The organism is Phenylobacterium aquaticum, from assembly GCF_022695515.1.
Classification (GTDB): Bacteria; Pseudomonadota; Alphaproteobacteria; order Caulobacterales; family Caulobacteraceae; genus Phenylobacterium; species Phenylobacterium aquaticum.
On record NZ_JALDPT010000003.1, the window covers coordinates 167,266 to 191,672 of the forward strand.

Below are 24,407 nucleotides of genomic sequence, written 5' to 3' on the forward strand. Positions count from 1 at the left end.
CGTCAGCTCGCCGCGTAGATCATGATGCCCGTGGCCACTGACAGGTTCAGGCTGTCGGCGCGGCCGCGCATGGGGATCTTGACGTTCACGTCGCACAGGGCGGCGAGGTCGGGGGTGAGGCCCTGCTGCTCATTGCCCATCAGCACCAGGGCGGGCTTCGTATAGGTCGCGCTGCGGTGGTCGACCGTGGCGGTGAGCAGGGTGCCGACCACCGAGCCCGGCCAGGCGCCGCGCCAGGCGGCGAACTCGGCCTCGGTCGCCTTGACGATGGGGACGGCGAAGACCGAGCCCATGGTCGCGCGCACGGCCTCGACCGAGAACGGGTCGCAGCATTCGCCGACCAGGATCACCGCGCCGCAGCCGGCGGCGTCGGCAGTGCGCACGATGGTCCCAAGATTGCCGGGATCGCGGACCCGATGCAGGGCGACCCAGCAGGCGGCGCTCTTGGGGTCGAGATCGGCGAGCGGGGTGAAGACCTGGCGGAAGACGCCGACCACGGCCTGGGGATTATCGCGGCGGGAGACCTTGGCGAGGATGTCTTGCGTCACCTCGATCACCTCGCCGCCGGCGGCTTCTGTGGCCTTTGCGGCCTGGCGCAGCAGGAGGTGGCCCTCGGCCTCGCGGCCGAACATCAGGATGCGCGGGGCGTGGCCCAGTTCGACGGCCTCGGTGACGATCTTCAGGCCCTCGGCCACGAACAGGCCGGTCTCTTCGCGCTCCTTGCGCAGGTGCAGGGCGCGGACGGCCTTGACCGTGGGATTGGTGAGCGAGGTGACGGCGCGGCCGCTCACGAGGCCCACCGGGCGTAGAAGCTCATGCCGATCTCGCGGTCGCCGCCGTCCTGGCAGAGCGCCAGTTCGCCCCATTCGATCTTGCCGCCACGGTCGGCGAGCTTGTCGGAGAGGAGGCCCGCGAGGGCCGCGCCGGAGATCCGCTCGGCATAGGCGTTCAACAAGAGGAACGAGGCGTTTTCCGAGAGCAGCTCGGCGCATAGGGTCGAAAGCTCGGGCAGGTTCTCGAACAGCTTCCAGACCTCGCCGTCGGGCCCGCGGCCGTATTTCGGCGGGTCGAGGATGATGCCGTCATAGCGGGAGCCCCGGCGGACCTCTCGCTGGACGTAGCGGCGGGCGTCCTCGCAGATCCAGCGGATGGGGCGGTCGTCGAGCTGCGACAGGGTGGCGTTCTCGCGGGCCCAGCCAATGGCCTTCTTGGAGGCGTCCACATGGGTCACGGCGGCGCCGGCGGCGGCGCAAACCAGGCTGGCGACACCCGTATAGCCGAACAGGTTCAGGATCTTGGGCTGGCCGCTCGCGGCGCGGACCCGCTGGTCCAGCCAGGCCCAGTTGGCGGCCTGCTCCGGGAAGAAGGCCAGGTGGCGGAAGGCGGTGAAGCGGGCGTTGAAGCGCACGTCGCCCCAGCCCATGGGCCAGGTCTCCTTGGGCTTGCCCTGGAAGCGCCAGCGGCCGGCGTCCTCCTCGTCGGTGGGATCGAACACCGCATCGGCCTTGGCCCACTGGGCCTCGGACAGGCGCGGGCTCCACAGGCACTGGGGTTCGGGGCGGACGACGCGATAGGGGCCGTAGCGCTCGAGCTTGCGGCCATGGCCGGAATCGATGAGGGCGTAGTCCGCCCACCCTTCAGTGCGCATGACACCGGGCGCGTCGGCGACGGCGGGACGGGAGGCGGTCATCGGCAGGCCATAGCCGGTTCGCACGCGGCCCGTCCAGTCGCGCGGGGCCGGAAGCGGCGCCGTCAGGACCCAGCGCGGCCATTTGTCATGGAAATGTCCCAATTCCGGAGAGCGGGCTTGCCACGTCCCTTGTTTTGGTTTCCGCTCGCCGGAACAATAAAAACATAGTGTTGTCATTACGGAAGGAACCCCGTGACCACGGCAGTGACCACGCGGCGCTCAGCGAGAAAGCCCAAGGGCGACGGCCATCTGCGCCGCGCCGAAATCCTCGAGGCGGCCGAACGCATCTTCGTGGCCGAGGGCTATGAGGGCGCGACCATCCGCAAGATCGCCGACGAGGTGGGGGTCTCCTCCACGGCGCTCTACATGCACTTCCCCGACAAGGGCTGCATCCTGCTCGAAATCTGCGAGCGGACGATCATCCAGCTGCTGGAACGCAACGCCGAACTGGCCGCCAAGCCGCTCGATCCCGTGACCCGGGTCAAGCAGATGCTGGATTCCTACATGCGCTGGGGTCTTGCGCATCCGAACGCCTATCAGCTGGTGTTCTCGGGCACGAACCCGGTGTCGGACGTCTGGGCCGAGAGCACCGCCGAACTCAGCGCCCGCTGCTATGAGATTTTCTCCGGCGTGGTCCGCGAGATGGCGGCCGAGGGCCGGCTTCGCACCGGCACCGCCGATTCGGCCGCCCAGGTGCTGTGGGGCGCCTGTCACGGGGTGGTGGCGCTCCTGATCCTGCGCCCGACCTTCGAGTGGGCGCCGACCGAGGAGCTGCTGCAGGTGACCCTGGACGGGTTGATGCATGGGCTGGTGGTCGACTAGGGTTGGGCCACTGCGGCCGTTAGGCCGCGGCGAATCCAAAGTGCGATTGCGGCGGAACGGTCGCCATTGGAACCACAAAGGGCACGAAGGGCGCGAAGGACACTAAGGGCGCCAAGCTGGAGACCCGTTCCTTGTTCGTCTGATTGGCGCTTCGCGCCGGACGGCGGGTCACCTTCGTGATCTTCGCGCCCTTCGCGCCCTTCGTGGTTCAATTGGGCGCTCACCGCTGCAGTGGGATGGGGTGGTGCGCCCCAGCGCCGGCAGCCTTATCCGAACGCCTATTGTCCCTACGGATTCGGGATCGGCTGCATGCTGACCACCGCGGCGGGCGGGGCTGCGGCGGCGGTGTCGGTGGGGACGGCGTAGCCGTAGCCGCCGCGCTTCAGATCGGTCGACAGGGTGATCTGGGCCACCCCGCCGTTCAGCCGGGCGCGATAGAGCTGCATGCCCTCCATCACCCGCATCACATAGTTCCGCGTCTCGCTGAACGGGATGCACTCGATGAAGTCGACGGGATCGCCGCTGCCGGTGCGGGGATCGCCGCAGAAGCTGGACCATTGGGTCGGGCGCCCGGGTCCGGCGTTATAGGCGGCCACCGCCATGACATAGGAGCCGGAGAAGGTTCCCACCAGGTCGCCGAGATAGGTCGAGCCCAGGCGCATGTTGTAGTCGGGATCATCCAGCTGACCGGCGGAATAGGCGATGCCGACCTTGCGGGCGACCAGGGCGGCGGTGCCGGGCATCAGCTGCATCATGCCGCGCGCGCCGGCGCCCGAGCGGACCATGGGGTCGAAGCCGCTTTCCTGGCGGGTGATGCCGAGCACGAGCGCCGGTTCGGGAGCGTTGAAGGCGCCGGGCGGGGTGCGCACCGGATAGCCGCGCTGGGGCAGGATGAATCCGCGCTGGGCGGCGGCGCGGACCGCCTTCATCGAGGTGTCCATCTCGCCATAGCCGCGGGCCATGTCGACCAGCAGGGCCTCTTCCTCGGTGGAGGGCAGGACGTCGTCGAGGGCGAGGACGAAGGTGCGGAACAGGTCGCGGTTGCCGGTCTCGATCAGGATGCGAGCGGCGCGGACGGTCTCGCGGCCCTCGAAGCGCACGCGGTCCGACTGGCTCAGCTGCGGGTCGTAGCCCATGACCAGTCGGCCGCCATTGACCTTCTCCGCCGAGAGCAGGCCGTAGAAGGTGGTGTAGTACTTGGCGCCGGCCTCGTAATAGGCCTGGGCGCGGGTCTGGTCGCCCATGGCCTCTGCCGCGCGGCCCCGCCAGTAGAAGGCCCGGCCGCGGGTGATCGGCGAGGAGCCGATCCGCTCAAGGGCGGCGAAGTGGACGTCGGCCTGGGCGGGGTTCTTCAGTCGGGTGAGCGCGATCCAGCCGGCGTAGAACTCGGCCTCGGCGGCGTCGGCGCCGGCGACCAGCCCGCTATTGGCGGCGGCGGCGTAGGCCCCGGCCGAATCGCCGGCGCGCAGGGCCGACAGGGTCAGCTGATAGCGTTCGTCCCAGACCCGGTCGGCCATTTCCGGGAAGGGCAGGTCGGTGGGGAACTTGGCGACCAGACTGCGCGCCATGTCGTCCATGCCGTGCTTGCGGTAATAGACCGCCCGCTCGAAGGCGAGGCCGGGATTGCCGGCCACGCTGGCCGGCAGGTTCGCGGCCATGGCCGGGGCGTTTCCGAGGTTTGAGCGCAGGGCGATGCGGGCCTGGGCCAGCTGCTGCTGGTCCGGCGGCAGCAGGGGGATCATGTCCCGCGCCGCCGGCCCCTGGCCGCCGAACAGGATGATGTCGGCGCGGCGGATGTGGTCGTCGGTGGTCAGGACATCGCCGAACCGGGCCAGCATCTGGCGCTGGGGCTCGGCCTCGAACATGCGGTCGCGCCAGAAGTGGCGGATCAGCCGGGCCGCGGCGTCGTTCTGGCCCGAGGCGCGATAGGCGGCGGCGAGCGCCATGGCGCCCTGCGGGGTCAGAGGGTCGGCGCCGCCGAACCAAGTGATGATCTGGGCCGGGGTCTGGCCGGAGGTTTCCAGCAGCTTCTCGGCCGCGGTCTGGCGGCGCACGGCGCGGGGCCAGCCGGCCAGGTCACGGCGGGCCTGATCCAGCTCGAAGAAGCTGAGGGAATCGGAATTGGCGTCGACCAGGGCCCAGGTGACGATCTTGCGCGCGATCGGGTCCGACAGGCTGGCGATCGCCGAGCGTGCGCCATTGATGTCGGCCCGACGCGCGGCGTCGAGGCCGCTCTTGAGCGTCGAGGCGTCGCTGTCGGAGAGTCGCGCCCGCAGCGCGGTCGCAGGCGTCTGGGTCAGCTCGATCGGGGAGGGGAAACTGTCCGGCCGCTGATCGACGGGCGCCTGTTGCGCATCGGCCACGCCGAAGGCCATCGCGGCGATGGCGACGGTCAGAACTGCCTTGGTGGCCTTCGACGGCAAAACGAATCTCTCCCGGTTTGAACCGATTAGATATGCAGATGAGTTGCGGCGGCACGCCACCGCGCCATATTGTCCGCCCAAATCATGAGGCCGCAACACCGGGCCTCGCTTTCACGGCTTTTTGCAGACCATGTCCGATCCTTTGTTCCGGGGCGTCATCCCGGCGCTCGTCACTCCCTTTCGCGACGGCGCGGTGGATGAGGCGGCTTTTGTCGCCCTTGTCGAGCGCCAGATCGCGGGCGGCGTCCACGGCGTCGTGCCGGTCGGCACAACGGGGGAAACCTCGACGCTGAGCCATGACGAACACCGCCGGGTTGTGGAGCTGTGCGTGAAGACGGTCGCGGGCCGCGTGCCGGTGATCGCCGGCGCGGGCTCGAACTCCACGGCCGAGGCGATCGAACTGGTCCGCCACGCCAAGACCGTGGGCGCCGACGCGGCCCTGGTGGTCACGCCCTATTACAACCGCCCCAGCCAGGAGGGCCTCTACGCCCACTATGCGGCGATCAACGAGGCGGTCGAGCTGCCGGTGCTGGTCTATAATGTGCCGTCGCGGACCAGCGTCGACATCTCCGAGGCCGTGCTGATCCGGCTGTCCAAGCTGCCCAACATCGTCGGCGTCAAGGACGCCACCGGCGACATGACCCGCGCCACCCTGCAGCGGATCGGATGCGAGCCGGGCTGGGTGATGCTGTCGGGGGATGACCCCACGGCGCTGGGCTATATGGCCCATGGCGGCCACGGCTGCATCTCGGTCACCGCCAACGTCGCGCCCGACCTTTGCGCGGCCTTCTATAACGCGGCCCTGTCCGGCGACTGGAAGACGGCGCTCTATTGGCAGGACCGGCTGGTGCGGCTGCACAAGGCGCTGTTCACCGACAATTCGCCGGCGCCCACCAAGTTCGCCCTGGCCCAGATGGGCCTGTGCCTGGAGACCTCCCGCCTGCCGATCGCGCCGGCGTCGGAAGCCTCGCGTACGGAGGTTCTCGCCGCCCTGCGCGAGGCCGGCGTGATCTGATGACCGGCAAGCTGATCGCCGAGAACCGGCGGGCGCGGTACGACTATTTCCTTGAGGAGACCTTCGAGGCGGGCCTGATGCTGACCGGCACCGAGGTGAAGTCTCTGCGGGTGGGGCGGGCCAATATCGCGGAGTCCTACGCCTCGGTGGAGAACGGCGAGATCGTGCTGATCAACGCCGACATCCCGCCCTATGGCCACGCCAACCGCTTCAATCACGAGCCGCGCCGGCACCGGAAGCTGCTGCTGCACAAGAAGCAGATCAGCAAGCTGATCGGCGCCGTCCAGCGCGAAGGCCGGACCATCATTCCGACCAAGCTCTATTGGAACGAGAAGGGGCTGGCCAAGCTCGAGCTCGCCCTGGCCAAGGGCAAGCAGAACCACGACAAGCGCCAGGCCACCGCGGATCGGGACTGGCAGAGGGACAAGGCCCGGCTGCTGAGAGACCGGGGTTGAGCCAGGTCGCGGACGTCGAGGCGATCGAGCGGGCCACCCTGGCCGCGGTCGCGCCGAAGGAGGTGGTCGAGATCGGCGGCTGGCTGGTGGGGCTGGATCCCGGCACCATCCGGCGGGCCGCCAGCGCCGTGCCCCTGAGCCACGATCTGCCGCATGACCCGGCCGTGCTGGACGCCATCGAGGCGGCCTATACCGCGCGGGGGTTGTCGCCGGCCTTCCGGGTGGCGGATGCGCCGGGCCTGCAGGCGGTCCGCGAGGCCCTGGCGGCGCGGGGCTATGGCTTCGAGCAGCCGACCCTGGTCAAGACCGCCCAAGTTCCCGACGTGCGGGCCGTGACCTCGGCCGAGCCGGCCCAGGTGTCTGATGCGCCCGACGAGGCCTGGGCCGCCGTGTTCCTGGGCGAGGGCTTCGATCCGGTCGACGGCGCCTATCGCGTCAAGGCGCTGAGCCGCTCGCCCGGCGCGGCCTATGGCGCCGTGCGGGAGGGGACACGCGCCCTGGCGGTGGGGGCGGGGTCGTACAGCCACGGCTGGGTCAGTTTCCACGGCATGCGCACCGACGCGGCCCATCGCGGCCAGGGACTTGCGGGCCGGGTGCTGGCCGGACTGTCCGCCACGGCGACCGAGCGCGGCGTGGAGCTGGCCTTCCTGCAGGTGGAGGAGAAGAACGCGCCGGCCCGCGCGCTCTACCGCCGCGCCGGCTTCACCCCGGCCTGGCGCTATTACTATTGGAGCCGCAGGGCCTAGGTTCGAGCGACCGGCCCCAAGGAAACGCGACATGAAGTTCAATATGGGCTGCGGGCATAACCGTCTCGACGGTTACGTCAATGTCGACACCTCGCCGAACTCCACCGCCGATCAGATCGTCGATCTGGAGCAGACGCCCTGGCCCTGGGCCGACGGGTGCGCCGACGAGGTGCTGTTTAACCATTCGCTGGAGCACATGGGCGCCGAGGCCAAGGTGTTCCTCGCGATCATCCAGGACCTCTACCGGATCTGCGCGGACGGCGCGGTGGTGCAGATCAACGCGCCGCACCCGCGGCATGACAATTTCATCAGCGACCCGACCCATGTCCGCATCGTCACACCCCAGGTCATGTCGCTGTTCGACAAGGCCAATAATGATCAGTGGAAGTCGCGTGGCCACGCCAACACGCCGTTCGCGCACTATCTCCAGGTCGACTTCCGGATGGAGAGTTCGCTGACCCTGGTTGACGAGCCCTATTTCAGTCGGATGCAGGCCGGCGAGCTGACGCCCCTGGCCGTGCGGGAGCTGATGCAGTCGCACAACAATGTGGCGACCGAGCACAGGATGACCCTGCGGGCGCGCAAACCCTATGGCCGGCCTTAAGCCTCGATCACCGCGCGGGCGCGGCGGAAGATCGCCTCGAACATCTCGGCGGTCAGGCGGCCGGTGTTCGTGTTCAGCCGCGAGCAGTGGTAGCTGTTGATGATCCGATAGGGGCCGGCGTCGAACTCCGAGCCGTGACCGGGCGCGCCGGCCGAGCCCTTCAGGCCGATGGCGCGCAGCACATTGCGCCGGGCGACGTCGCCCAGGGTGACGATGACCTTCAGGCGGGGCAGGGCGTCCAGGCGGGCGGTCAGGAAGGGCCGGCAATTGGCCTCTTCCGAGGTCTCGGGCTTGTTGCCGGGCGGGGCGCAGCGCACGGCGTTGGAGATCATGCAGTCGGTGAGGACCAGGCCGTCGTCGGGCCGGGCCTCGTATTTTCCTTGCGCGAAGCCGGTCTTGATCAGGGTGTCGTAGAGCATCCAGCCGGCGTGATCGCCGGTGAAGGGGCGGCCGGTGCGGTTGGCGCCGGTGCGGCCGGGCGCGAGGCCCGCGACCAGCAGGCGCGCGTCAGGATCCCCGAAGGAGGGGGCCGGGCCGTTGAACCAGTCGGGATGGGCGGCCTGATTCTCCGCGCGATAGGCGACCAGGCGCGGGCAGAGCGGGCAGTCGCGGGGCGGTTCGGCCGTCACGGCGATCGTGGCGCTCACGCGTCGAGATCCGCCTCGCGGTCGGCGCCGGTGCGGCTTTCCTGGATGAAGCGCGGCAGGCGCGAGGGCCGGCCGATCATGTCGGCCAGGTCGGCCAGGTCGATGAAGTTGTCGGCCTGGCGGCGCAGGTCGTCGGACGCCATGGGCGGCTGGGACTTCACGGTGGAGACCACGGTCACCCGCGCGCCCTTGCGCTGCACGGCCTCGACCAGGACGCGGAAGTCGCCGTCGCCGGAGAACAGCAGGAGGTGGTCGGCGTGGGCGGCCATTTCCAGCATGTCGACAGCGATCTCGACATCCATGTCGCCGCGCCAGCGCTTGCGGCCCTGGGCGTCGGTGTATTCCCGGGCGGGCTTGGTCACCAGGCGGAAGCCGTTGTAGTCGAGCCAGTCGACCAGGGGGCGGATCGGGGAATATTCCTGATCCTCGACCAAGGCGGTGTAGTAATAGGCCCGGACGAGGACGCCGCGCTTGCGGAACTCCTCCAGCAGCTTGCGGTAGTCGATGTCGAAGCCGAGGCCCTTGGCGGCGGAATACAGGTTCGCGCCGTCAATGAAGAGCGCCAGCCTGTCGGTGGGATAAAATGTCATTGGAAACGGAAATCCATAAAGGGGGCGGAAGGCGGCCTGGGACAGACGATCTGGTCGTCATCGCCCTGGGCGGAAATTTGCCCGGCGATTTCGGTTCGTCCGAAGCTCTTCTCGAAGCTGCGCTCGCTCGTTTCGCCCAGGCGGGATTGCCTGTCGTGACCCGGTCGTCCTGGTGGCGGTCCGCAGCCTGGCCGGAGCCGGACGGAAACGAGTATCGCAATGGCGTTGTACTTGTCGAGGCTCGCTTTTCGCCGCTTCACACCCTGCAGACTCTTTTTTCAATCGAGGCCGAGTTCGGACGAAGACGTGCGCAGAAAAACGCCGCCCGGACCCTGGATCTGGACCTGATCGCCCACGGCCGGACCCTCATGGAACAACCGGAGCTTGTGATTCCGCACCCCCGGGCGCACGAGCGCCTGTTCGTCATGGGGCCGCTGGCGGAGATCGCGCCGGCGTGGCGCCATCCCAGGCTGGGGCTCACGTCACGGCAACTGGCCGACCAGGCGAGCGTCGGCCTGGACGCGCGACCTGTTTCCTGATCGCCCGGCCGAGCGCGCCCTGGACGCGCGGCCGGTTTCCTGATCGAAGGACTCGATCCGGCGCAAATGTTCGGGCAGCTTGGGGGCCGCCCGATTGACGGCCCGCCTGTGGCCGAGTAGCCGGGCCGACCGTTCGATATGAGGCGCTTCCTTGGGCTATCGGCTCGTTATTTTCGACTTTGACGGCACGCTGGCCGACAGCGCCGATTGGTTCATCAGCATGACCAATGGCGTGGCGGAGCGCTTCCGCTTCCGCCGCATCTCCGACGAGGAGGTGGCGATGCTGCGCGGCCGGTCCAGCCGCGAGGTGGTCGACTATATGGGCGTCGCCAAGTGGAAGATGCCGCTGATCGCCATCCACACCCGCAAGCTGGTGGCGCAGCACGCCTCCAAGATCCCGCTGTTCGAGGGCGTGCCCGACCTGCTGTCGGGCCTGTCCAAGGCCGGGGTGAAGGTGGCCCTGGTCAGTTCCAATTCCGAAGCCAATGTCCGCCGCATCCTGGGGCCGAAACTCGCCCCCATGGTCCAGTACTACAACTGCGGCGCCTCGATGTTCGGCAAGACCCCGAAGTTCCTGGCGGTGATGCGCCGGGCCCGGATCACCCCGGACCAGGTGATCTCCATCGGCGACGAGACCCGCGACATCGAGGCGGCGACCAAGGCCGGCATCGCCTCGGGCGCCGTGACCTGGGGCTATCAGCGGCCCGAGATCCTGGCCGAGCACAAGCCGACGATCCTCTATATGGACATGGCCGAGATCCTGCCCTCCATCGTCGGCTAAGCCTTGGCGGCGCGGTCCTTGCGGTCCTTGCGCGCCAGGCCCTGGTCGAGGCAGGCGGCGGCGACGCCGATCCACGGGATGCTGGCCAGGGCATAGGCCCGCTGCCACAACCCGACCTGGGCGGCATGAACCACGTGGCCCACCCCCATCATCGCAGCGAGCAGGGCGCCGGAAGCCAGGAAGATCATCAGCAGGAAGGTCTTGAGGCCCGTCATGTCCGGCCGGCCGCCGATCGCCAGGAACATCAGAAGCGGCGCGGCCTGGATCGCCAGGCCAAGGCCATAGGCCCCGTGACGGGGATCGGGCATGGGATAGAGCCCGCCCATCACCATGGAGACGCCCCAGGCGATCACGGTCGCGGCGGTGAGCAGGGGCAGGATCAGGCCCCGGGCCTTTCGCCGCAGGCCGAAGCCGAAGCCCAGGCCCGCGATGATCGCGAAGGCGCCGGTCGCCATGATGCCGACGGCGAAGACATCCGGGCGCTTGGCCGTGGCGGCGCCGAGCTCGCTGACATACTGCGACACCTGGCTGTAGCCCGGATTGAGCAGCGAGCAGACGATGACGGTGGCGAAATAGAGGATCGGCGCGGCGATCCCGAACTTGAGCAGCAGACGGTCCATGCGCCCTCCCCAGAGCTTGTTTTGGGGAAAAATCAGGCGGGATGCGCGACCGGTCAACGCCGGACCTCTCCCAGGCGAGTCATGCGGCGTTGCACAATTGGCCGCGACCCTCTATTTTATGCGGTTCCTGCGCCCTCCCGAGGATTTCATGGCTCGCGTCACCGTTGAAGACTGCATTGAAAAGGTCCCCAACCGCTTCAGCCTCGTGCTGCTGGCGGCCCATCGCGCGCGCGCGATTTCGGCGGGGTCCCAGATCATGGTCGACCGCGACAATGACAAGAACCCGGTCGTCTCGCTGCGCGAGATCGCCGATGACGTCGTCGACGCCGAAGAACTGCGCGAGAGCCTGATCGGCACCCTGCAACGGGTCGATGAGCGTTCGGAAGCCGAGGAAGAGGCCGAAACCCTGGCCCTGCTGTCGGATCCGACCCACATGCAGATGAGCGAACTAGAACTGGTTCGCGCCCTGCAGAGCGACCGCGACGGCGGTCAGGAGGAGCGGTACTGAGCCCTGAAGGCGCAGACCCTCTTATTCTGACGACGGCGACAGACCCGCCCGCCGAACCCCAAAACACGCCGGTCGAGGCGACGGCGCCTGAGGCGCCTCCGCCCCTGCCGAGCGCGGCCAAGCGTCCCCGGATGCTTCGGCAGTACGAGCTGATCGACAAGGTCAGCTCCTACGACCCCACCGCCGACGAGGCGATCCTCAACCGCGCCTATGTCTACGCCATGCGCATGCACGGCTCGCAGAAGCGCGCGTCCGGCGACCCCTATTTCGCCCACCCGATCGAGGTGGCCGGCATCCTGACCGACTACCGGCTGGACACCTCCACGATCGTCACGGCCCTGCTGCATGACGTGATCGAGGACACCCCGGTCACGCCGGCCGACATCACCGAGCTGTTCGGCGCCGAGATCGCCGAGATGGTCGAGGGGGTCACCAAGCTCACCAAGCTCGAGCTCAACAGCGAATACACCAAGCAGGCCGAGAACCTGCGCAAGTTCATCCTGGCCATTTCCAAGGACGTGCGCGTCCTGATGGTCAAGCTGGCCGACCGTCTGCACAACATGCGGACGCTGCAATACATCAAGAACCCGGCCAAGCGGGAGCGGATCGCCCGCGAGACCCTGGACATCTATGCGCCGCTCGCGCGGTCCATCGGCTGTCACCGGATCTGTTCCGAGCTTGAGGAGCTGGCCTTCGAGCACCTCAATCCGGTGGCGCGCGACGCCATCGGCCGGCGGCTGGAGGCCCTGCGCAACGAGCAGGGCGGGGCGGTCGCGGTGGTCTCGGGGGAAATCGCCGCCAAGCTGGAGGCGGCCGGCCTGCCGGCCCGGGTGTTCGGGCGGGAAAAGAACCCCTATTCGATCTGGCGCAAGCTGCAGCGCAAATCGATCGGCTTCTCGCAGCTGTCGGACATCTACGCCTTCCGGGTGATCGTCGACAGCGAGGACGACTGCTACCGGGCCCTGGGCGTCATTCACCGCGCCTGGCCGAGCGTGCCCGAGCGGTTCAAGGACTACATCTCCACGCCCAAGCGGAACAATTATCGCTCGCTGCACACGACTGTGGTCGGTCCGCGCGGCATGCGCATCGAGATGCAGATCCGCACCGAGGCGATGGACCGGGTGGCCGAGGAGGGCGTGGCCGCCCACTGGCGCTACAAGGACAAGTCCTACGGCTTCGACGCCGAGGCCCAGGCCGCCGAGGGCGGTCGCGACCCGCTGGTCAATTTGCGCCACCTGGTCCAGGTGCTGGAGCATGGCGGCGACGTCGAGGAGCTGGTCGAGCACGCCAAGCTCGAGATGTATCTCGACCAGGTCTTCGTGTTCACGCCGAAGGGCAAGCTGGTCAGCCTGCCCCGGGGCGCCATGCCGCTCGACTTCGCCTATGGGGTCCACACCGACGTCGGCGACACCTGCATCGGGGTGAAGATCAATGGCGAGCTGAAGCCGCTGCGGACCCTGCTCCAGAACGGCGACGTGGTGGAAGTGATTCGCGGCCCGAAGCCGGTGGTGCCGCAGGACTGGCGCTCGCTGACCGTGACGGGGCGCGCGCGCTCGGCGATCCGTCGGCATATCCGCATCGCGGAAAAGGAAGAATTCACCCGGCTGGGCCGAGCCACGGTCGAGCAGACTTTCGAGCGCGCCGGCAAGTCCCGCGCCGAGGTCTCGCTGAAGCCGGCCCTGGAGCGGCTGGCCGCGCCGACCGAGGAGGACCTCTACAACCTGGTCGGCCGCGGCAAGATCTCGCCCGGCCAGATCCTCGACGTGATCTTCCCCGGCCTGAAGGAAAGCGACCGCGCCGCGGCGACGGCCACGCGCCGGATCGAGGGCGGCAAGTCGGCGAGGCTCTATGTGCGCGGCGGCGGGCTGACCCCCGGCATCTCGCTGCATTTCGGGACCTGCTGCACCCCGGTGCCGGGCGACCGCATCGTCGGCATCGTGGAGCCGGATAGCGGCGGCCTGACGGTGCACGCCATCGACTGCGCCAAGCTGGCCGAATACGAGGACCGCGAGGAGCTTTGGCGAGACCTGCAATGGACGCCCGAGGCCGAGCGCAACACGGTCACCCTGTCGCGGCTGACGGCCACCATCCGCAATGCGCCGGGCGTGCTTGGCCAAGCCTGCACGGTGATCGGCGAGGCCGGCGGCAATATCGTCAATCTGCGCATGCACCGCCGCCAGGCCGACTTCTTCGACGTCGATTTCGATGTCGAGGTGAAGGACGCCCGCCACTTGACCAATATCGCCGCCGCCCTGCGCGCCAATCCGTCCATCGAGACGGTGGAGCGGGCGAAGGGCTAGCCGTTGCGCGCCTTGGCCCGTTCGCGGGAGGCGCGGATGCCTTCGCGGGTCTCCTCGATCAGCTGGCCGGCCAGGGCGTCGGTTTGGATCGCGGCCCAATAGGCCGACAGCTTGGGGAAGGCGGGCAGGGGATCCTCCAGCCCGAAGACCATGGGCGCCCATTCGCTGGCCAGCACCAGTTGGGGAACCAGGGCGCCGTCGGCTTGGCTCAGGGCCTTGCCCACCGCATAGCCCTCGGTCCCGATATAGTCCTCGAGATAGGCCAGAGCCTTGGCGATCTCGCCCATGGCGGCGGTGAGGCGATCGGGGTCCCAGCTCTTGCGCGGGCGGCCCGAGGCGTTGAACAGCGGGACCATGGCCATGACCAGATAGATGTCGCAGATGCGCGAGATCAGCCGCATGGTCGCCCGCTCGAACGGGTCGGCGGGGCGCAGGGACGGTTCCGGATAGGCGTCCTCGAGGTACTCGCAGATCACCTCGCTCTCGGGCAGGGCGCGGCCGTCCTCCAGGACCAGGGCCGGCACCCGGCCGATCGGATTGATCTGGAGATAGTCGCCCTTGGGCGTGCCGTCCCACTTGAAGCCCGGCGGCTCGATGATCTGGTGGGGGATGTTCTTGGCGCGAAGCAGCAGGCGCACCCGGGTCGGGAACGGTGAATCATAGACCTGGAACAGCTTCAGCATCGATTGGGCGCCTCCCCGCGCGGCGGTGATCCTAGACCGGATCGGGGCGCCTTCGTCTAGAGGACGATGACCGGCGCGAACCCGCCGCCGGGGGTGCGGAAGTTGGTGGTCTGGCCCTGATAGAGTCGCGCCGCGGCCAGCAGGGGCCGGCCGGCATAGGCGTAGAGGCGGACGTCCATCTTGCGCGGCGCGGTCTCGGCGCCGAGGCAGACCTGCCGCTCGGTGGGGACCGCCAGGGCCTGGGCGATGTAGCCGCCGGCCAGGATTGCGTCCCAGACCCCGCGGGTGAGCTTGTCGCCGCGATAGACCGCCTTGCCGCCATAGCCGCCGGCGGGCTTGAAGAAGAGGCGCTTGCGGTCCGCCCAGAGGGCCTCGGCATTGGTGGCGGTCACCGCGACCGTGCGTGGGACGTAGGCGAGCGCCGCCAGATGGTCGGAGCCCAGGCCCCAGGCGCGCAGCTGGTCCGGGTCGGAGAGGGCGATGAGGTTGCGCTTGTCGGCCAGCAGGGCGTGGTTGCGAGGATTGGGCGTCACCACGACGGCGCCTTGCTCATAGGCCTGGCGCAGCGGGGCGAGGGCCGGCGCCTCGAAGGCGAAATCGACGAGGCGGTTATAGACCAGATCGACCGTCGCCCCGCGGTGGGTCAGGCGGCCGTCGGCCCAGACCAGCTCGGCGGGATCGGCGATCACGGCGCGGGCGCCGCGCGCCTCGAACAGCCGCTGGGCCAGGCGGAACTCCGGATAGAGGTACTGATCGGAGGGGGCGTCGTCGACAATGGCGATTAGGCCCGGCGCGCCGTCGCGGCCCTGGGCACGCCATTCGGCCAGGATCATCTCCCAGACCGCGACCTCGAAGCCGTCCAGCTGGGCGTTGTCGATCAGGTCCTGGACCTGCGGGCAGCAGGCGAGCTGGGCGCGGCCCAGCAGGGCGTTGAGGAAGGCCCCGCCGGCGTTGGTATTGACCTCGATCAGCCGGGGGCCCTCGGGTCCCAGGTGGAAGTCGTAGCCCATGAAGGCGCCGCGGGGGCCGTGATCGACCTGGGCGACAGTCGGGGCGCGCTCCAGGGCCGCCGCGCGATAGCCGGGCAGGGCGGCGGCGGCCTCGATGGCCTGCAGGGTGGCGGTCATGGCGTCGAGGTCGGCGCGGGTCAGGAAGACGGGGCCGGCGGCGAACAGGTGCTCGCGCCCCTGGCGCAGGCTGGCGCGGTCCTCCGGATCGGCGGCGATCTCGCGCCACAGGGCCTCGTCGTCGACGCCGATGCAGAAGCAGTCGCGATTGAGCTGGGCGACCAGCTGATCGGGCGAGAGGGGGGCCTCGAGGACGTCGCTCACGGGGCGACCTGTTCCGCGAGAGCCAGGCGGCGGACGGCGGCGCCGCGTTCGTACCAGCCCTTGGAGCGGTTCACGATCGCCACCACGGTCAGCATCACCGGCACCTCGATCAGCACCCCGACCACGGTCGCCAGCGCCGCGCCGGAGGTGAAGCCGAACAGGCTGATGGCGGCGGCCACAGCGAGCTCAAAGAAGTTGCTGGCGCCGATCAGGGCCGAGGGACCGGCCACGCAGTGGGCTTCGCCGCTCATGCGGTTGAGCAGATAGGCGAGGCCGGCGTTGAGATAGACCTGGATCAGGATCGGCACGGCCAGGAGGCCGATGATCAGCGGATGGGCCACGATCTGGCGGCCCTGGAAGGCGAACAGCAAGACCAGGGTGGCGAGCAGGGCGACCAGGGAGACGGGCTGGATGCGGGCGAGCAGGGCGGTCACCGCCGCCTCGCCGCCGCGGGTCAGCAGCGCGACCCTCAGGCTCTGGGCCAGGAAGACGGGGACCACGATATAGAGCCCCACCGAGAGCAGCAGGGTCTCCCACGGCACGGTGATCGCCGACAGGCCGAGCAGCAGGGCGACGATGGGGGCGAAGGCCACCACCATGATCGCGTCATTGAGGGCGACCTGGCTGAGGGTGAACAGGGGCTCGCCGCGGGTCAGGTTGCTCCAGACGAAGACCATGGCGGTGCAGGGCGCGGCGGCCAGCAGGATCAGGCCGGCGATGTAGCTGTTGATCTCGCCCGCCGGCAGCAGAGGGCGGAACAGCCAACCGATGAACAGGGCGCCCAGGGCGGCCATGGAGAAGGGCTTGATCGCCCAATTGACCAGCAGGGTCACGCCGATGCCGCGCCAGTGGCGGCCGACCTGGCGGAGCGCGCGGAAGTCGATCTTCATCAGCATGGGAACGATCATCAGCCAGATCAGGCCGGCGACCGGCAGGTTCACCTTGGCGATCTCCAGGGCGCCGATGGCCTGGAACAGGCCGGGGAACAGCTCACCGAGCGCGACGCCGATGACGATGCAGAGGCCGACCCAGACGGTGAGATAGCGTTCGAAGATCGACATGGCTCAGGCGCTCGGGGTCTTGGCGACGACCTTCTTGCCGATCTCGTCGAGGCGGGCCTGCAGGGTCATGCGGTCGAGGGTCGCCATGGGCAGGCTGGCGAAGGCGCCGATGCGGGCGCCGAGCTGGCGATAGGCGTCGGCGAAGGCGAGCGCGATCTCGGCCGGCGAGCCCTCGACGGCGGCGGGATCGGGCACGCCCCAGTGGGCGGTCATCGGCTGGCCGGGCCAGATCGGGCAGACCTCGCCCGCGGCGTTGTCACAGACGGTGAAGACAAAATCGAGGGCCGGGGCGTCCGGGTTCTGGCTGGAGGAGAACTCCTCCCAGGACTTGGAGCGGAAGCCCGCGGTGTCGAAGCCGAGCTTGTCCAGCAGGGCTATGGCGTGGGGATTGACCCGTCCCGTGGGCATGGAGCCGGCGGAAAAGGCCCGGAACCGGCCCTCGCCCAGCCGGCTCATCAGGGCCTCGGCCAGGATCGAGCGGGCGGAATTGCCGGTGCAGAGGAAGAGGACGTTGTAGATCTTGGCGGACATGGGCGGGCTCCGGGTCAGCAGGAACGGCCTTCGCCTGAACAGGCGCGGCTGGCGATGGCGGCCAGCGGCGCGCAGATCTCGGTCGCGCCACCGCAGCAGTCCTCCATCAGGAAGGCCAGCAGCTGGCGCATGGCGTCATAGTCGGCGCTGTAGATGATCGAGCGGCCGTCGCGCTTGGAGCTCACCAGACCGGCGTGGCTGAGCACGGTGAGATTGGCCGAGAGCGTATTGGGCAGGATCTCCAGCCGGCGGGCGATCTCCCCGGCCGGCAGGCCCTCGGGCCCCGCCTGGACCAGCAGGCGGAAGACGGAGAGGCGACCCTCAAGGGCGAGGGCGGACAGACTCGCGACGGCGGATTTCGTTTCCATATTTCCACGCTAGCGGAAATATGGATGAATGTGAAGCGTCAGACCTCTTCGACGACGAAGCGGCCTGGCTCGACGGGCGCGCGGCAGAAGGGATCGACGCAGCAGGCGGCGCGGCCGCTCTCCACATAGTCGGCCTCGTGCCACCAGAAGGCGGCCCCGGCGCTGGCCATTGGACGGACCGGTTCGATCTCGGCGTGCGCGCGGCCGACGAAGGGCGCCATCAGCTCGGCCGGGGTGTGGGCGACGCCGTTCTTGATGACCACGCGCACGGCGGCGGCGTCCTCGATGCGGACCAGGGGATTGCCTTCGGTCACCAGGATGTCGGCCAGGGCGCCCTTGGTCAGGGTCCCGATCGGCTGTTCGAGATATTCGCCGGAATATCGCGTGGCGGTGGTCAGGGCCTCATAGGGGGTGAGCCCATAGCGGACCATGCCGCGCAGGTTCATGTGCAGGCTGACCCCGTTGAAATCGATGGGGGAGTCGGTGCCGGTGACCACCTTGCCGCCGTTGCGCAGGCTCTCGCGCAGATGGTCAACATTGCGGGCCAGGGAGGCCAGGGCCGCGCGGTTGTCGCCCTTGGCCGCCATCTCCGCGCGCTGGGCCAGGCGGGCATATTCCCACGGCGGATAGAGGGCCTTGATCCGGGGATCGTCGACCAGGGAACGGTCCTGGCCATAGAGGGCCGAGGATGAGAACAGGGTGGGCGTACGACGGGCGCCGCTCTGGACGAAGAGGGCGGTGACGTCCTGATAGCTGGCGCCCAGAGCGCTGGTGGTGCGCGAATAGCCGAAGCGGCTGGTCGCCCCCATGTGCTCCATGCCGTCCAGGCCGAAGGCCAGAGCCGGATAGTGGTAGTGCGAGGTGACGTGCAGGCCGCGGGCATGGGCCCAGGCGGCGAGGTCGCGCTGGGCCTGGAGCGGCAGGCGGACATAGGCCTTGATCAGGTCGTAGGAGAGGGCCTCGACCCGGTCGAGCTCCAGCTTCATCTGGCCGGGCTCGGTCACCGGCCGCATGAAGTTGTAATAGATCCGCGACCCGTCGATGGCCTCGCCGGTCGAGAAATAGCGCGGGCCCAGGCGAGCGCCGGCGTCGATCGCCTCGCGGTCCTCGACCATGTGATAGGCGGGCGAGCCTGGCGAGCGGGCGGTGGTCACGCCGAGCGACAGCCAGAGTCGGCCGTCCCGGTCGCCATAGCCGTAGCCCTGCATCTGGCGGTGGGCGTGCATCTCGACCAGGCCGGGGATGACCGTGGCGTTCTGGGCGTCGATCAGCCTGGCGTCGGTCGGGCCCTGGCCAGCGGGGACGAGGTCGGCGATGCGGTTACCCTCGATCACCAGGTCGACGCCGGTCCTGAGGTCCGGGCCGGTCCCGTCCCACAGGCGGGCCGCGCGGACCACGGTTCGGCCCGCAGGCTTGGCGTTGGCCCAGGTCAGCCCGTGGGGCACGGTCTTGGCCGCGCCGCCGGTCGCCGGGATCAGCCTGAGCTTTCCAGCGGAAAGGTACAGAATCTGGCTGGAATCGCCACTCCAGCTCGGAGCGTCTGTCACCTCGTCATTGAGGGCGCGCGGGGCGCCCTGGAAGCGGCCCTTGGCGTCGACATCGACCACCCACAGGCGGCTGGCGAACACATAGGCGAGGCGTGTCCCGTCCGGCGACCAGACCGGGCCGTCGTCGCCGCGGGTGCCGAGCGACTTGTGCGGGGCGTGGGGCTGATAGGTCGCCGCGCCCGTGGCGACATCGACGGTGAGGATCTCACTGAGGCCCTCGCGATAGCGGGCGGAGTAGGGCTTGAAGGCGGCGAGCGCCAGGGTCTTGCCGTCGGGGCTGAAGCTCGGCTTGCCCGGCTCCCAGATGGCGCCGAACACCTGGCGGATCGCGCCGGTGGCGACATCGACGGTGTGCAGGGCGCCGGTCTGGTCCAGGAAGGCCAGGGTCTTGCCGTCCCGCGACCAGGCGGCCGAAAGCGCCGCGCCGGCATGGCGGGTCACCTGGCGGTCGGTCCCGGCGGCGAGGTCTCGCACCCAGATGTCCAGAGAGCCGCCGCGGTCGGTGGAATAGGCGAGGTGCGCGCCGTCCGGCGACCAGGCCGGATCGCATTTCCAGTAGCCGTCCTTGATCAGGGCCTTGGGCTTGCCGCCGATGGGCAGGATCCACAGGTCGTTGAGCGCGCGGAAGGCCACCTGCTTGCCGTCCGGCGAGAGGGTCGGGCTGCCGATCCCGACGACGGGGCACGGCCTGGCGCTGTCGAAGTCGCGGCCCTTCTTGGCGTAGTCGGGCGGATTGACCGGGACCACCACCGAGAAAGCGATGTCACGGGCGCCGGCCAGGCCGCGGCGGCGGATCTGGCCGTCGGCCGCATAGACCAGCTCGCCGGAGGGCAGCCAGGTGGGGCGGAAGGGAAAGACATCCTCGCCCTTGAACAGGGGGCCGGCGGCGTTGCGCAGCTCCGCGGTCCCGTTGGCCAGGGCCGCATAGACGATGTCCTTGCCGTCCGGGGTGAAGGCCGGGCTGTGCAGTTCGACCGGCGCGGGGGCGGCGAGCACCGTGCGGCCGCCTGCGGCGTCGACCACCTCGATCCGAGCGCGGTCCACGGCGAAGGCGATGCGGGCCCCGTCCGGCGACCAGGCGGGCTCGCAGGCCTGGCCCTGCGCGTCGGCCCACAGGCGGATCTCGCCGCTCGCCAGGTCGAGGACATGGATGGCGTACTTGCCGGTGCGGTCGGAGGAGAAGGCGACGCGGCGGCCGTCCGGCGACACCCGGGGCTCGCGGGCGTCGAACGGCCCCTGGGTCAGCTGGGTCAGGCCCGCCCCATCGGCCCCGACCTTCCAGATCTGGAAGGTTCCGTCCCGATAGGATTGAAAGACCAGGGCTTTGCTGTCCGGCGTCCAGTCAGGCTGGGCGCCGTCGGTGAGGTCGTCGGTCAGGCGCGTGGCGGGGCCTCCGTCCACGGGAACGGTCCAGATCACCCCGTAGAGATCGAAGGCCAGGGTGCGGCCGTCCGGCGAGGCGGCGACGGCGATATTGGTGCCCTCGACCACCGTGACATAGCGGCGCCCGGCTTCAGGGGCAGCGGCCTTGGCGGCGGGCGCGGCGTGGGCCGCGGCGACGGGCAACGAGGCGGCGGTGACCGCGAGGCTGCCCAGGGACAGGAGCTTGCGGCGATCCATGCCGCTCTCACGCCGATCGCCCATGCCGCATCCCCGTCCGCTGTTGTCCCGGCTCAATAGAGGACAGCTCGCGGCCGGAGGCGAGGCCTGATCGACCTTGGGCCGCGCGGGGCGGCGGGATGGCGCGCGATCAGGCTAGGCGTGGGCGAGGGCCGGGCTGGCTGCGGGGACAGGCGCCGGATCGATGGTCACGCGGCGCATGTGGCGGCGCTGGCCCGGATAGTCGTTGAGGGCGAAGTGCCAGACCGAGCGGTTGTCCCACATGGCGACCGACCCCGGGCGCCAGGCGAAGCGGCAGGTGAAGGCCTCGTAGCGGGAATGCTCGAACAGGAAGTTCAGCAGGGGCTTGGACTCCCGCTTGCTCCAGCCCTCGAACCGCATCGTGAAGGCCGGGTTCACATAGAGCGCCTTGCGGCCGGTCTCCGGGTGGGTGAGCACCGCGGGGTGGATGAACTCGCCCACCGCGCCTTCGGCCTCGGTGACGCTCATGGATGAGCGCTTCTGGGCGGAATGGCCGGCCGGGGAATATTCGCGGCTGGCGGTGTGGACGGCGTTCAATCCCTCCAGGGTCTGCTTCAGGCCGGGCGACAGGGCCTCATAGGCCGCGGCCTGGCTGGCGAACAGGGTGTCGCCGCCCCAGTCCGGCAGCTCGACGGCATAGAGGATGGAGGCGATGGCGGGCTTCTCCAGGAAGCTCATGTCGGAGTGCCAGCCGCCGCCGAAGTTCACCTTGTCGGCCGGCTCCTTGATGATCTCCATCACCTCAGGATATCCGGCCATCCCCTTGACATAGGGGTGGATATTCAGGGGACCGAACTGGCGGCCGAAGGCGATCTGCTGCTCGGGCGTGAGCGCCTGGTCGCGGAAGAAGATCACCTGGTGCTCGACGAAGGCCTGGCGGATCGCCGCGATGGTGGCGGCGTCCTGGGGGCGGCTCAGGTCCACGCCTGAGAGCTCCGCGCCGAGGGCGCCGGCGACACGCTGAATGCGCAGGGTTTGTCCGGCCATGTGACCCGCTCCGTCTGATGTCGCTTCAAGTTCGCCTGATCGCGACGGCGCGCAACCCAGAATCGCTGCCGGCGCCTGTGAGGCCAGCTGACTTGCCTCGGACCCTGAAAGCGGTGCTAAAGCGGACGCCTACGGAGGGACGCCGGATGACCGCCCACAGCCTGACCTGGCGCCATGCGCTGCTCGCCCTGGCGGTCGTCGCCGTCTGGGGGACCAATTTCGTGGTCATCAAGGTGGCGCTGGCCCACCTGCCGCCGCTCGCCTTCGCGGCCCTGCGCTTCACCTTCGCCTTCCTGCCGGCCGCCTTCTTCCTGAAGAAGCCGCCCGTGCCCTGGCGCAACCTGGCGGCCTATGGGGTGCTGATCGGGCTAGGGCAGTTCGGGGTGCTCTATATCGCCATGCACGGCTTCATTTCGCCGGGCCTGGCCTCGCTCGTGGTGCAGACCCAGGTGTTCTTCACCATCGGCCTGTCCATGTGGCTGAACGGCGAGCGGGTGCGGCTGTTCCAGGTCGCCGCGCTGGGCCTGGCCACGGTCGGGCTTGGCGTGATCTTGACCCACACCGACGCGACCACGACGCCGATCGGCCTGGGCCTGGTGCTGTTCGCGGCGCTCAGCTGGTCGCTGGGCAATCTGGTGCAGCGCGCCTCGCCGGGGGTCAGCTCGCTCTCCTATGTGGTCTGGGCCAGCCTGTTCTCGATCCCGCCGCTGGTGGCGCTGTCCTTCATCATGGAGGGCTGGCCGGCGATCCGGCAGGGCCTGACCCATGCCGACGCGCTCACCTGGGCGGCGGTGCTCTGGCAGTCGGCGGGCAACACCCTGTTCGGCTATGTGGCCTGGGGCTTCCTGCTCGCCCGCTATCCGGCCGCGACGGTCACGCCCTGGGCCCTGCTGGTGCCGGTGTTCGGCATGGGCGCCTCGGCGCTCCTGCTGGCCGAGCCCCTGCCGGTCTGGAAGATTGTCGCCGCCATGCTGGTGATCGGCGGGCTGGCGATCAACATCCTCGGGCCCATGATCTGGCGGCCCAAGGCCGTGGTCGCCGCCTAGGCCGGCGGGCCCTTCAGCTCGACGACATTGCCGTCCGGGTCCTGGACATAGACCGACGGGCCTTCGCCCTCGGCGCCGTAGCGCGGGCCGGATTCGAGGACCTCGACGCCATGGGTGGCGAGATGGGCGCGGATGGCCGCCTCGTCGAAGGGCGTCACGCCGAGCGCGAAGTGGTCCATGTTGCGGCCCTCGGGGCCGGGACCTGCGCCGCCCTTCGATCCCAGCACCCCGTCTAGGGTTATCAGGTCGATCAAGGACCGGCCGGCGCGCAACTGGGTGAGGCCGATCCGGGCCTGGACCTTCTCGACCGCGCAGCCGAGGACGCCCTGGTAGAAAGCGAGCGATTGCTCAAGATCGGCAACCCTGAGCACGACATGGTCGAGCCCGGTCATCTGGAACGGCGTCATCGGATCCTCCCTGGCTTCGTCCCTAGATGGGGCGGAAGGCCGTCGCCGCCAGTTCGTAGAAGCGATAGGGCACGCCCTCGCCGCGGGGCAGGCTGTCGCGTACGCCGTACGCCACATGGACGAAGCCGAGCTTGGTCAGCACCCTGCCGGAGCCCGGATTGTCTTTGACGTGGCCGGCGGTCAGGCGCTCCAGGCCCAGGGTCTCGAAGGCGAAGCGGACGACGGCGCGGGCCGCCTCCGAGGCGTAGCCGCCGCCCCAATAGGCTTCGTCGAACCAGTAGCCGATGTCGGCCGAGCCGTTCTCTATGGCGTCGATGTCGGCGCAGCCAATCACCCGGCCGTCATGTTCGACGGCGAATCGATAGGCCTTGCCGGCCCGCCATTCCTGGCCGTGCAGATCGACCCAGCTGGCCATGGCCGCCTCGGTCGGGGGCCAGGGCGCGAGCCTCAGCATGCGGGTCACGTTCCAGTTCGACTGGATCTCGACCATCCGCGCGGCGTCGGCGGGCGTGAAGGCGCGCAGCCGCAGCCGCTCGGTCCGGATCTCGAAATCGCGGGGAACGTCCGCCCGATCGATCATTTCGGAAGGGCTGAGTAGGTGTCGTTGAAAAAGATCCGGACCACCACCCACCGGTCCTTGGCCTTGTAGAAGTCGAACTTGAAGAACAGCGGGGCGTTGTCGGTCCGCAGCAGATAGATCGCCTGACCGTAGCTCGCCGACATGTTGTCCGCCGACATCAGCTCCCAACCATTGATCTTGCCATAGAGGCTCATCGCCGAGGCCGTCTGGGCGTTGAGCATGGCCACATCCGCCTGCTTGCGTTCGACCAGCAGGGTGCCCGCAAACAGCTTGTCATAGGCGGGCCCGATCTCGCCGGCCTGGAGCTGCTGAAAGAACTTCTGGACCAGGGCGTCCTGGGGCGCACCGATCTCGGCGGCCTGGCCAGGGTCGGCGCGGCGAGGGTGAGGGCGAGGCAGAAGGCGAGGGCGCGCAGCATGTCGGTCTCCGTGAGGCTCAGCTTCCTCTAGGCGAGCAAAGGCCCCGGTTCAACTCATGCGGGCCTG

26 protein-coding genes are annotated in these 24,407 nt (G+C 69.1%); 10 read left to right on the forward strand and 16 right to left on the reverse strand.

The window, feature by feature from the left end; all coding sequences use genetic code 11:
* Positions 1–2: 2 nt before the first annotated feature.
* Both MQH10_RS03950 and MQH10_RS03955 read right to left on the reverse strand, forming a co-directional pair.
* Entirely contained in the window at positions 3–791 is a 789-nt protein-coding gene (locus MQH10_RS03950) for a TrmH family RNA methyltransferase (protein ID WP_242562761.1), read from the reverse strand.
* Positions 788–1,690, reverse strand: coding sequence for a class I SAM-dependent methyltransferase (locus tag MQH10_RS03955; RefSeq protein ID WP_242562807.1), 903 nt, complete (start codon positions 1,688–1,690; stop codon positions 788–790). Before MQH10_RS03955 ends, MQH10_RS03950 begins: the two co-directional genes overlap by 4 nt.
* Before the next feature lie 192 nt (positions 1,691–1,882).
* On the opposite strand from MQH10_RS03955, the gene MQH10_RS03960 reads away from it, so the two are divergent.
* Complete coding sequence (locus tag MQH10_RS03960; RefSeq protein WP_242562762.1) at positions 1,883–2,512, forward strand: TetR/AcrR family transcriptional regulator; 630 nt, start codon at positions 1,883–1,885, stop codon at positions 2,510–2,512.
* 287 nt (positions 2,513–2,799) lie between these two features.
* On the opposite strand, the gene MQH10_RS03965 is transcribed toward MQH10_RS03960, so the two are convergent.
* On the reverse strand, positions 2,800–4,935 hold the full coding sequence (locus MQH10_RS03965; RefSeq protein ID WP_242562763.1) for a lytic transglycosylase domain-containing protein: 2,136 nt from the start codon (positions 4,933–4,935) through the stop codon (positions 2,800–2,802).
* Positions 4,936–5,065: 130 nt separating this feature from the next.
* Here MQH10_RS03965 and dapA point away from each other — a divergent pair, with 130 nt between their 5' ends.
* From dapA to MQH10_RS03985, 4 genes are read left to right on the forward strand one after another with little or no spacing between them, the layout of a single operon-like run.
* Positions 5,066–5,950, forward strand: coding sequence for a 4-hydroxy-tetrahydrodipicolinate synthase (gene dapA, locus MQH10_RS03970; RefSeq protein WP_242562764.1), 885 nt, complete (start codon positions 5,066–5,068; stop codon positions 5,948–5,950).
* Positions 5,950–6,405: an SsrA-binding protein SmpB gene (gene smpB, locus MQH10_RS03975; RefSeq protein WP_242562765.1), complete on the forward strand. Its 456-nt coding sequence runs from the start codon at positions 5,950–5,952 to the stop codon at positions 6,403–6,405. The genes dapA and smpB overlap by 1 nt, the downstream gene beginning before the upstream one ends.
* A complete protein-coding gene (locus MQH10_RS03980; RefSeq protein WP_242562766.1) occupies positions 6,402–7,151 on the forward strand; it encodes a GNAT family N-acetyltransferase in 750 nt (249 codons plus the stop codon). The genes smpB and MQH10_RS03980 overlap by 4 nt, the downstream gene beginning before the upstream one ends.
* Positions 7,152–7,182: 31 nt before the next feature.
* Positions 7,183–7,755 (forward strand): class I SAM-dependent methyltransferase, encoded by a 573-nt coding sequence (locus MQH10_RS03985; RefSeq protein WP_242562767.1) that lies wholly within the window; start codon positions 7,183–7,185, stop codon positions 7,753–7,755.
* Here MQH10_RS03985 and MQH10_RS03990 read toward each other — a convergent pair.
* Both MQH10_RS03990 and MQH10_RS03995 read right to left on the reverse strand, forming a co-directional pair.
* Positions 7,752–8,402, reverse strand: a complete 651-nt coding sequence (locus MQH10_RS03990; RefSeq protein ID WP_242562768.1) for a uracil-DNA glycosylase — start codon at positions 8,400–8,402, stop codon at positions 7,752–7,754. The two genes, MQH10_RS03985 and MQH10_RS03990, sit on opposite strands and share 4 nt — an antisense overlap.
* Positions 8,399–8,992 carry a LabA-like NYN domain-containing protein gene (locus MQH10_RS03995; RefSeq protein WP_242562769.1) on the reverse strand — a complete coding sequence of 198 codons (594 nt, stop codon included), beginning with the start codon at positions 8,990–8,992 and terminating at the stop codon, positions 8,399–8,401. Before MQH10_RS03995 ends, MQH10_RS03990 begins: the two co-directional genes overlap by 4 nt.
* Between MQH10_RS03995 and folK the strand changes: the two genes are divergently transcribed.
* Both folK and MQH10_RS04005 read left to right on the forward strand, forming a co-directional pair.
* Positions 8,986–9,531 (forward strand): 2-amino-4-hydroxy-6-hydroxymethyldihydropteridine diphosphokinase, encoded by a 546-nt coding sequence (folK, locus tag MQH10_RS04000; protein WP_242562770.1) that lies wholly within the window; start codon positions 8,986–8,988, stop codon positions 9,529–9,531. The two genes, MQH10_RS03995 and folK, sit on opposite strands and share 7 nt — an antisense overlap.
* Positions 9,532–9,682: 151 nt before the next feature.
* A complete protein-coding gene (locus MQH10_RS04005; protein ID WP_242562771.1) occupies positions 9,683–10,312 on the forward strand; it encodes an HAD hydrolase-like protein in 630 nt (209 codons plus the stop codon).
* Here the strand turns inward: MQH10_RS04005 and MQH10_RS04010 are convergent.
* Positions 10,309–10,932, reverse strand: a complete 624-nt coding sequence (locus tag MQH10_RS04010) for a DUF998 domain-containing protein (RefSeq protein WP_242562772.1) — start codon at positions 10,930–10,932, stop codon at positions 10,309–10,311. The genes MQH10_RS04005 and MQH10_RS04010 overlap by 4 nt on opposite strands.
* Positions 10,933–11,080: 148 nt before the next feature.
* Here MQH10_RS04010 and rpoZ point away from each other — a divergent pair, with 148 nt between their 5' ends.
* Both rpoZ and MQH10_RS04020 read left to right on the forward strand, forming a co-directional pair.
* Positions 11,081–11,440, forward strand: a complete 360-nt coding sequence (gene rpoZ / locus MQH10_RS04015; protein ID WP_242562808.1) for a DNA-directed RNA polymerase subunit omega — start codon at positions 11,081–11,083, stop codon at positions 11,438–11,440.
* Positions 11,441–11,571: 131 nt separating this feature from the next.
* Positions 11,572–13,740 (forward strand): RelA/SpoT family protein, encoded by a 2,169-nt coding sequence (locus MQH10_RS04020; RefSeq protein ID WP_242562773.1) that lies wholly within the window; start codon positions 11,572–11,574, stop codon positions 13,738–13,740.
* Here MQH10_RS04020 and MQH10_RS04025 read toward each other — a convergent pair.
* From MQH10_RS04025 to MQH10_RS04055, 7 genes are all read right to left on the reverse strand, one after another.
* The gene (locus tag MQH10_RS04025) at positions 13,737–14,423 is read right to left on the reverse strand and encodes a glutathione S-transferase family protein (RefSeq protein ID WP_242562774.1); all 687 of its coding nucleotides are present in this window, start codon (positions 14,421–14,423) and stop codon (positions 13,737–13,739) included. The genes MQH10_RS04020 and MQH10_RS04025 overlap by 4 nt on opposite strands.
* A 56-nt stretch (positions 14,424–14,479) precedes the next feature.
* Positions 14,480–15,754: an ATP-grasp domain-containing protein gene (locus MQH10_RS04030; RefSeq protein ID WP_242562775.1), complete on the reverse strand. Its 1,275-nt coding sequence runs from the start codon at positions 15,752–15,754 to the stop codon at positions 14,480–14,482.
* Complete coding sequence (arsB, locus tag MQH10_RS04035) at positions 15,751–16,815, reverse strand: ACR3 family arsenite efflux transporter (RefSeq protein WP_242562776.1); 1,065 nt, start codon at positions 16,813–16,815, stop codon at positions 15,751–15,753. Before arsB ends, MQH10_RS04030 begins: the two co-directional genes overlap by 4 nt.
* A 3-nt stretch (positions 16,816–16,818) precedes the next feature.
* Positions 16,819–17,346, reverse strand: coding sequence for an arsenate reductase ArsC (locus tag MQH10_RS04040; RefSeq protein ID WP_242562777.1), 528 nt, complete (start codon positions 17,344–17,346; stop codon positions 16,819–16,821).
* Positions 17,347–17,360: 14 nt separating this feature from the next.
* Positions 17,361–17,714 (reverse strand): ArsR/SmtB family transcription factor, encoded by a 354-nt coding sequence (locus MQH10_RS04045; RefSeq protein ID WP_242562778.1) that lies wholly within the window; start codon positions 17,712–17,714, stop codon positions 17,361–17,363.
* Between the two features lie 38 nt (positions 17,715–17,752).
* A complete protein-coding gene (locus tag MQH10_RS04050; protein ID WP_242562779.1) occupies positions 17,753–20,905 on the reverse strand; it encodes an amidohydrolase family protein in 3,153 nt (1,050 codons plus the stop codon).
* 111 nt (positions 20,906–21,016) lie between these two features.
* Complete coding sequence (locus MQH10_RS04055; protein WP_242562780.1) at positions 21,017–21,889, reverse strand: TauD/TfdA dioxygenase family protein; 873 nt, start codon at positions 21,887–21,889, stop codon at positions 21,017–21,019.
* A 146-nt stretch (positions 21,890–22,035) separates the two neighbouring features.
* Here MQH10_RS04055 and MQH10_RS04060 point away from each other — a divergent pair, with 146 nt between their 5' ends.
* A complete protein-coding gene (locus MQH10_RS04060) occupies positions 22,036–22,935 on the forward strand; it encodes an EamA family transporter (RefSeq protein WP_242562781.1) in 900 nt (299 codons plus the stop codon).
* Here the strand turns inward: MQH10_RS04060 and MQH10_RS04065 are convergent.
* The 3 genes from MQH10_RS04065 to MQH10_RS04075 are packed head-to-tail and all read right to left on the reverse strand — an operon-like array spanning position 22,932 to position 24,143.
* Positions 22,932–23,342, reverse strand: a complete 411-nt coding sequence (locus MQH10_RS04065) for a VOC family protein (protein ID WP_242562782.1) — start codon at positions 23,340–23,342, stop codon at positions 22,932–22,934. The genes MQH10_RS04060 and MQH10_RS04065 overlap by 4 nt on opposite strands.
* Positions 23,343–23,364: 22 nt before the next feature.
* Entirely contained in the window at positions 23,365–23,922 is a 558-nt protein-coding gene (locus tag MQH10_RS04070; protein WP_242562783.1) for a GNAT family N-acetyltransferase, read from the reverse strand.
* Positions 23,919–24,143: a hypothetical protein gene (locus MQH10_RS04075; protein WP_242562784.1), complete on the reverse strand. Its 225-nt coding sequence runs from the start codon at positions 24,141–24,143 to the stop codon at positions 23,919–23,921. The genes MQH10_RS04070 and MQH10_RS04075 overlap by 4 nt, the downstream gene beginning before the upstream one ends.
* Between the last annotated feature and the right edge of the window lie 264 nt (positions 24,144–24,407).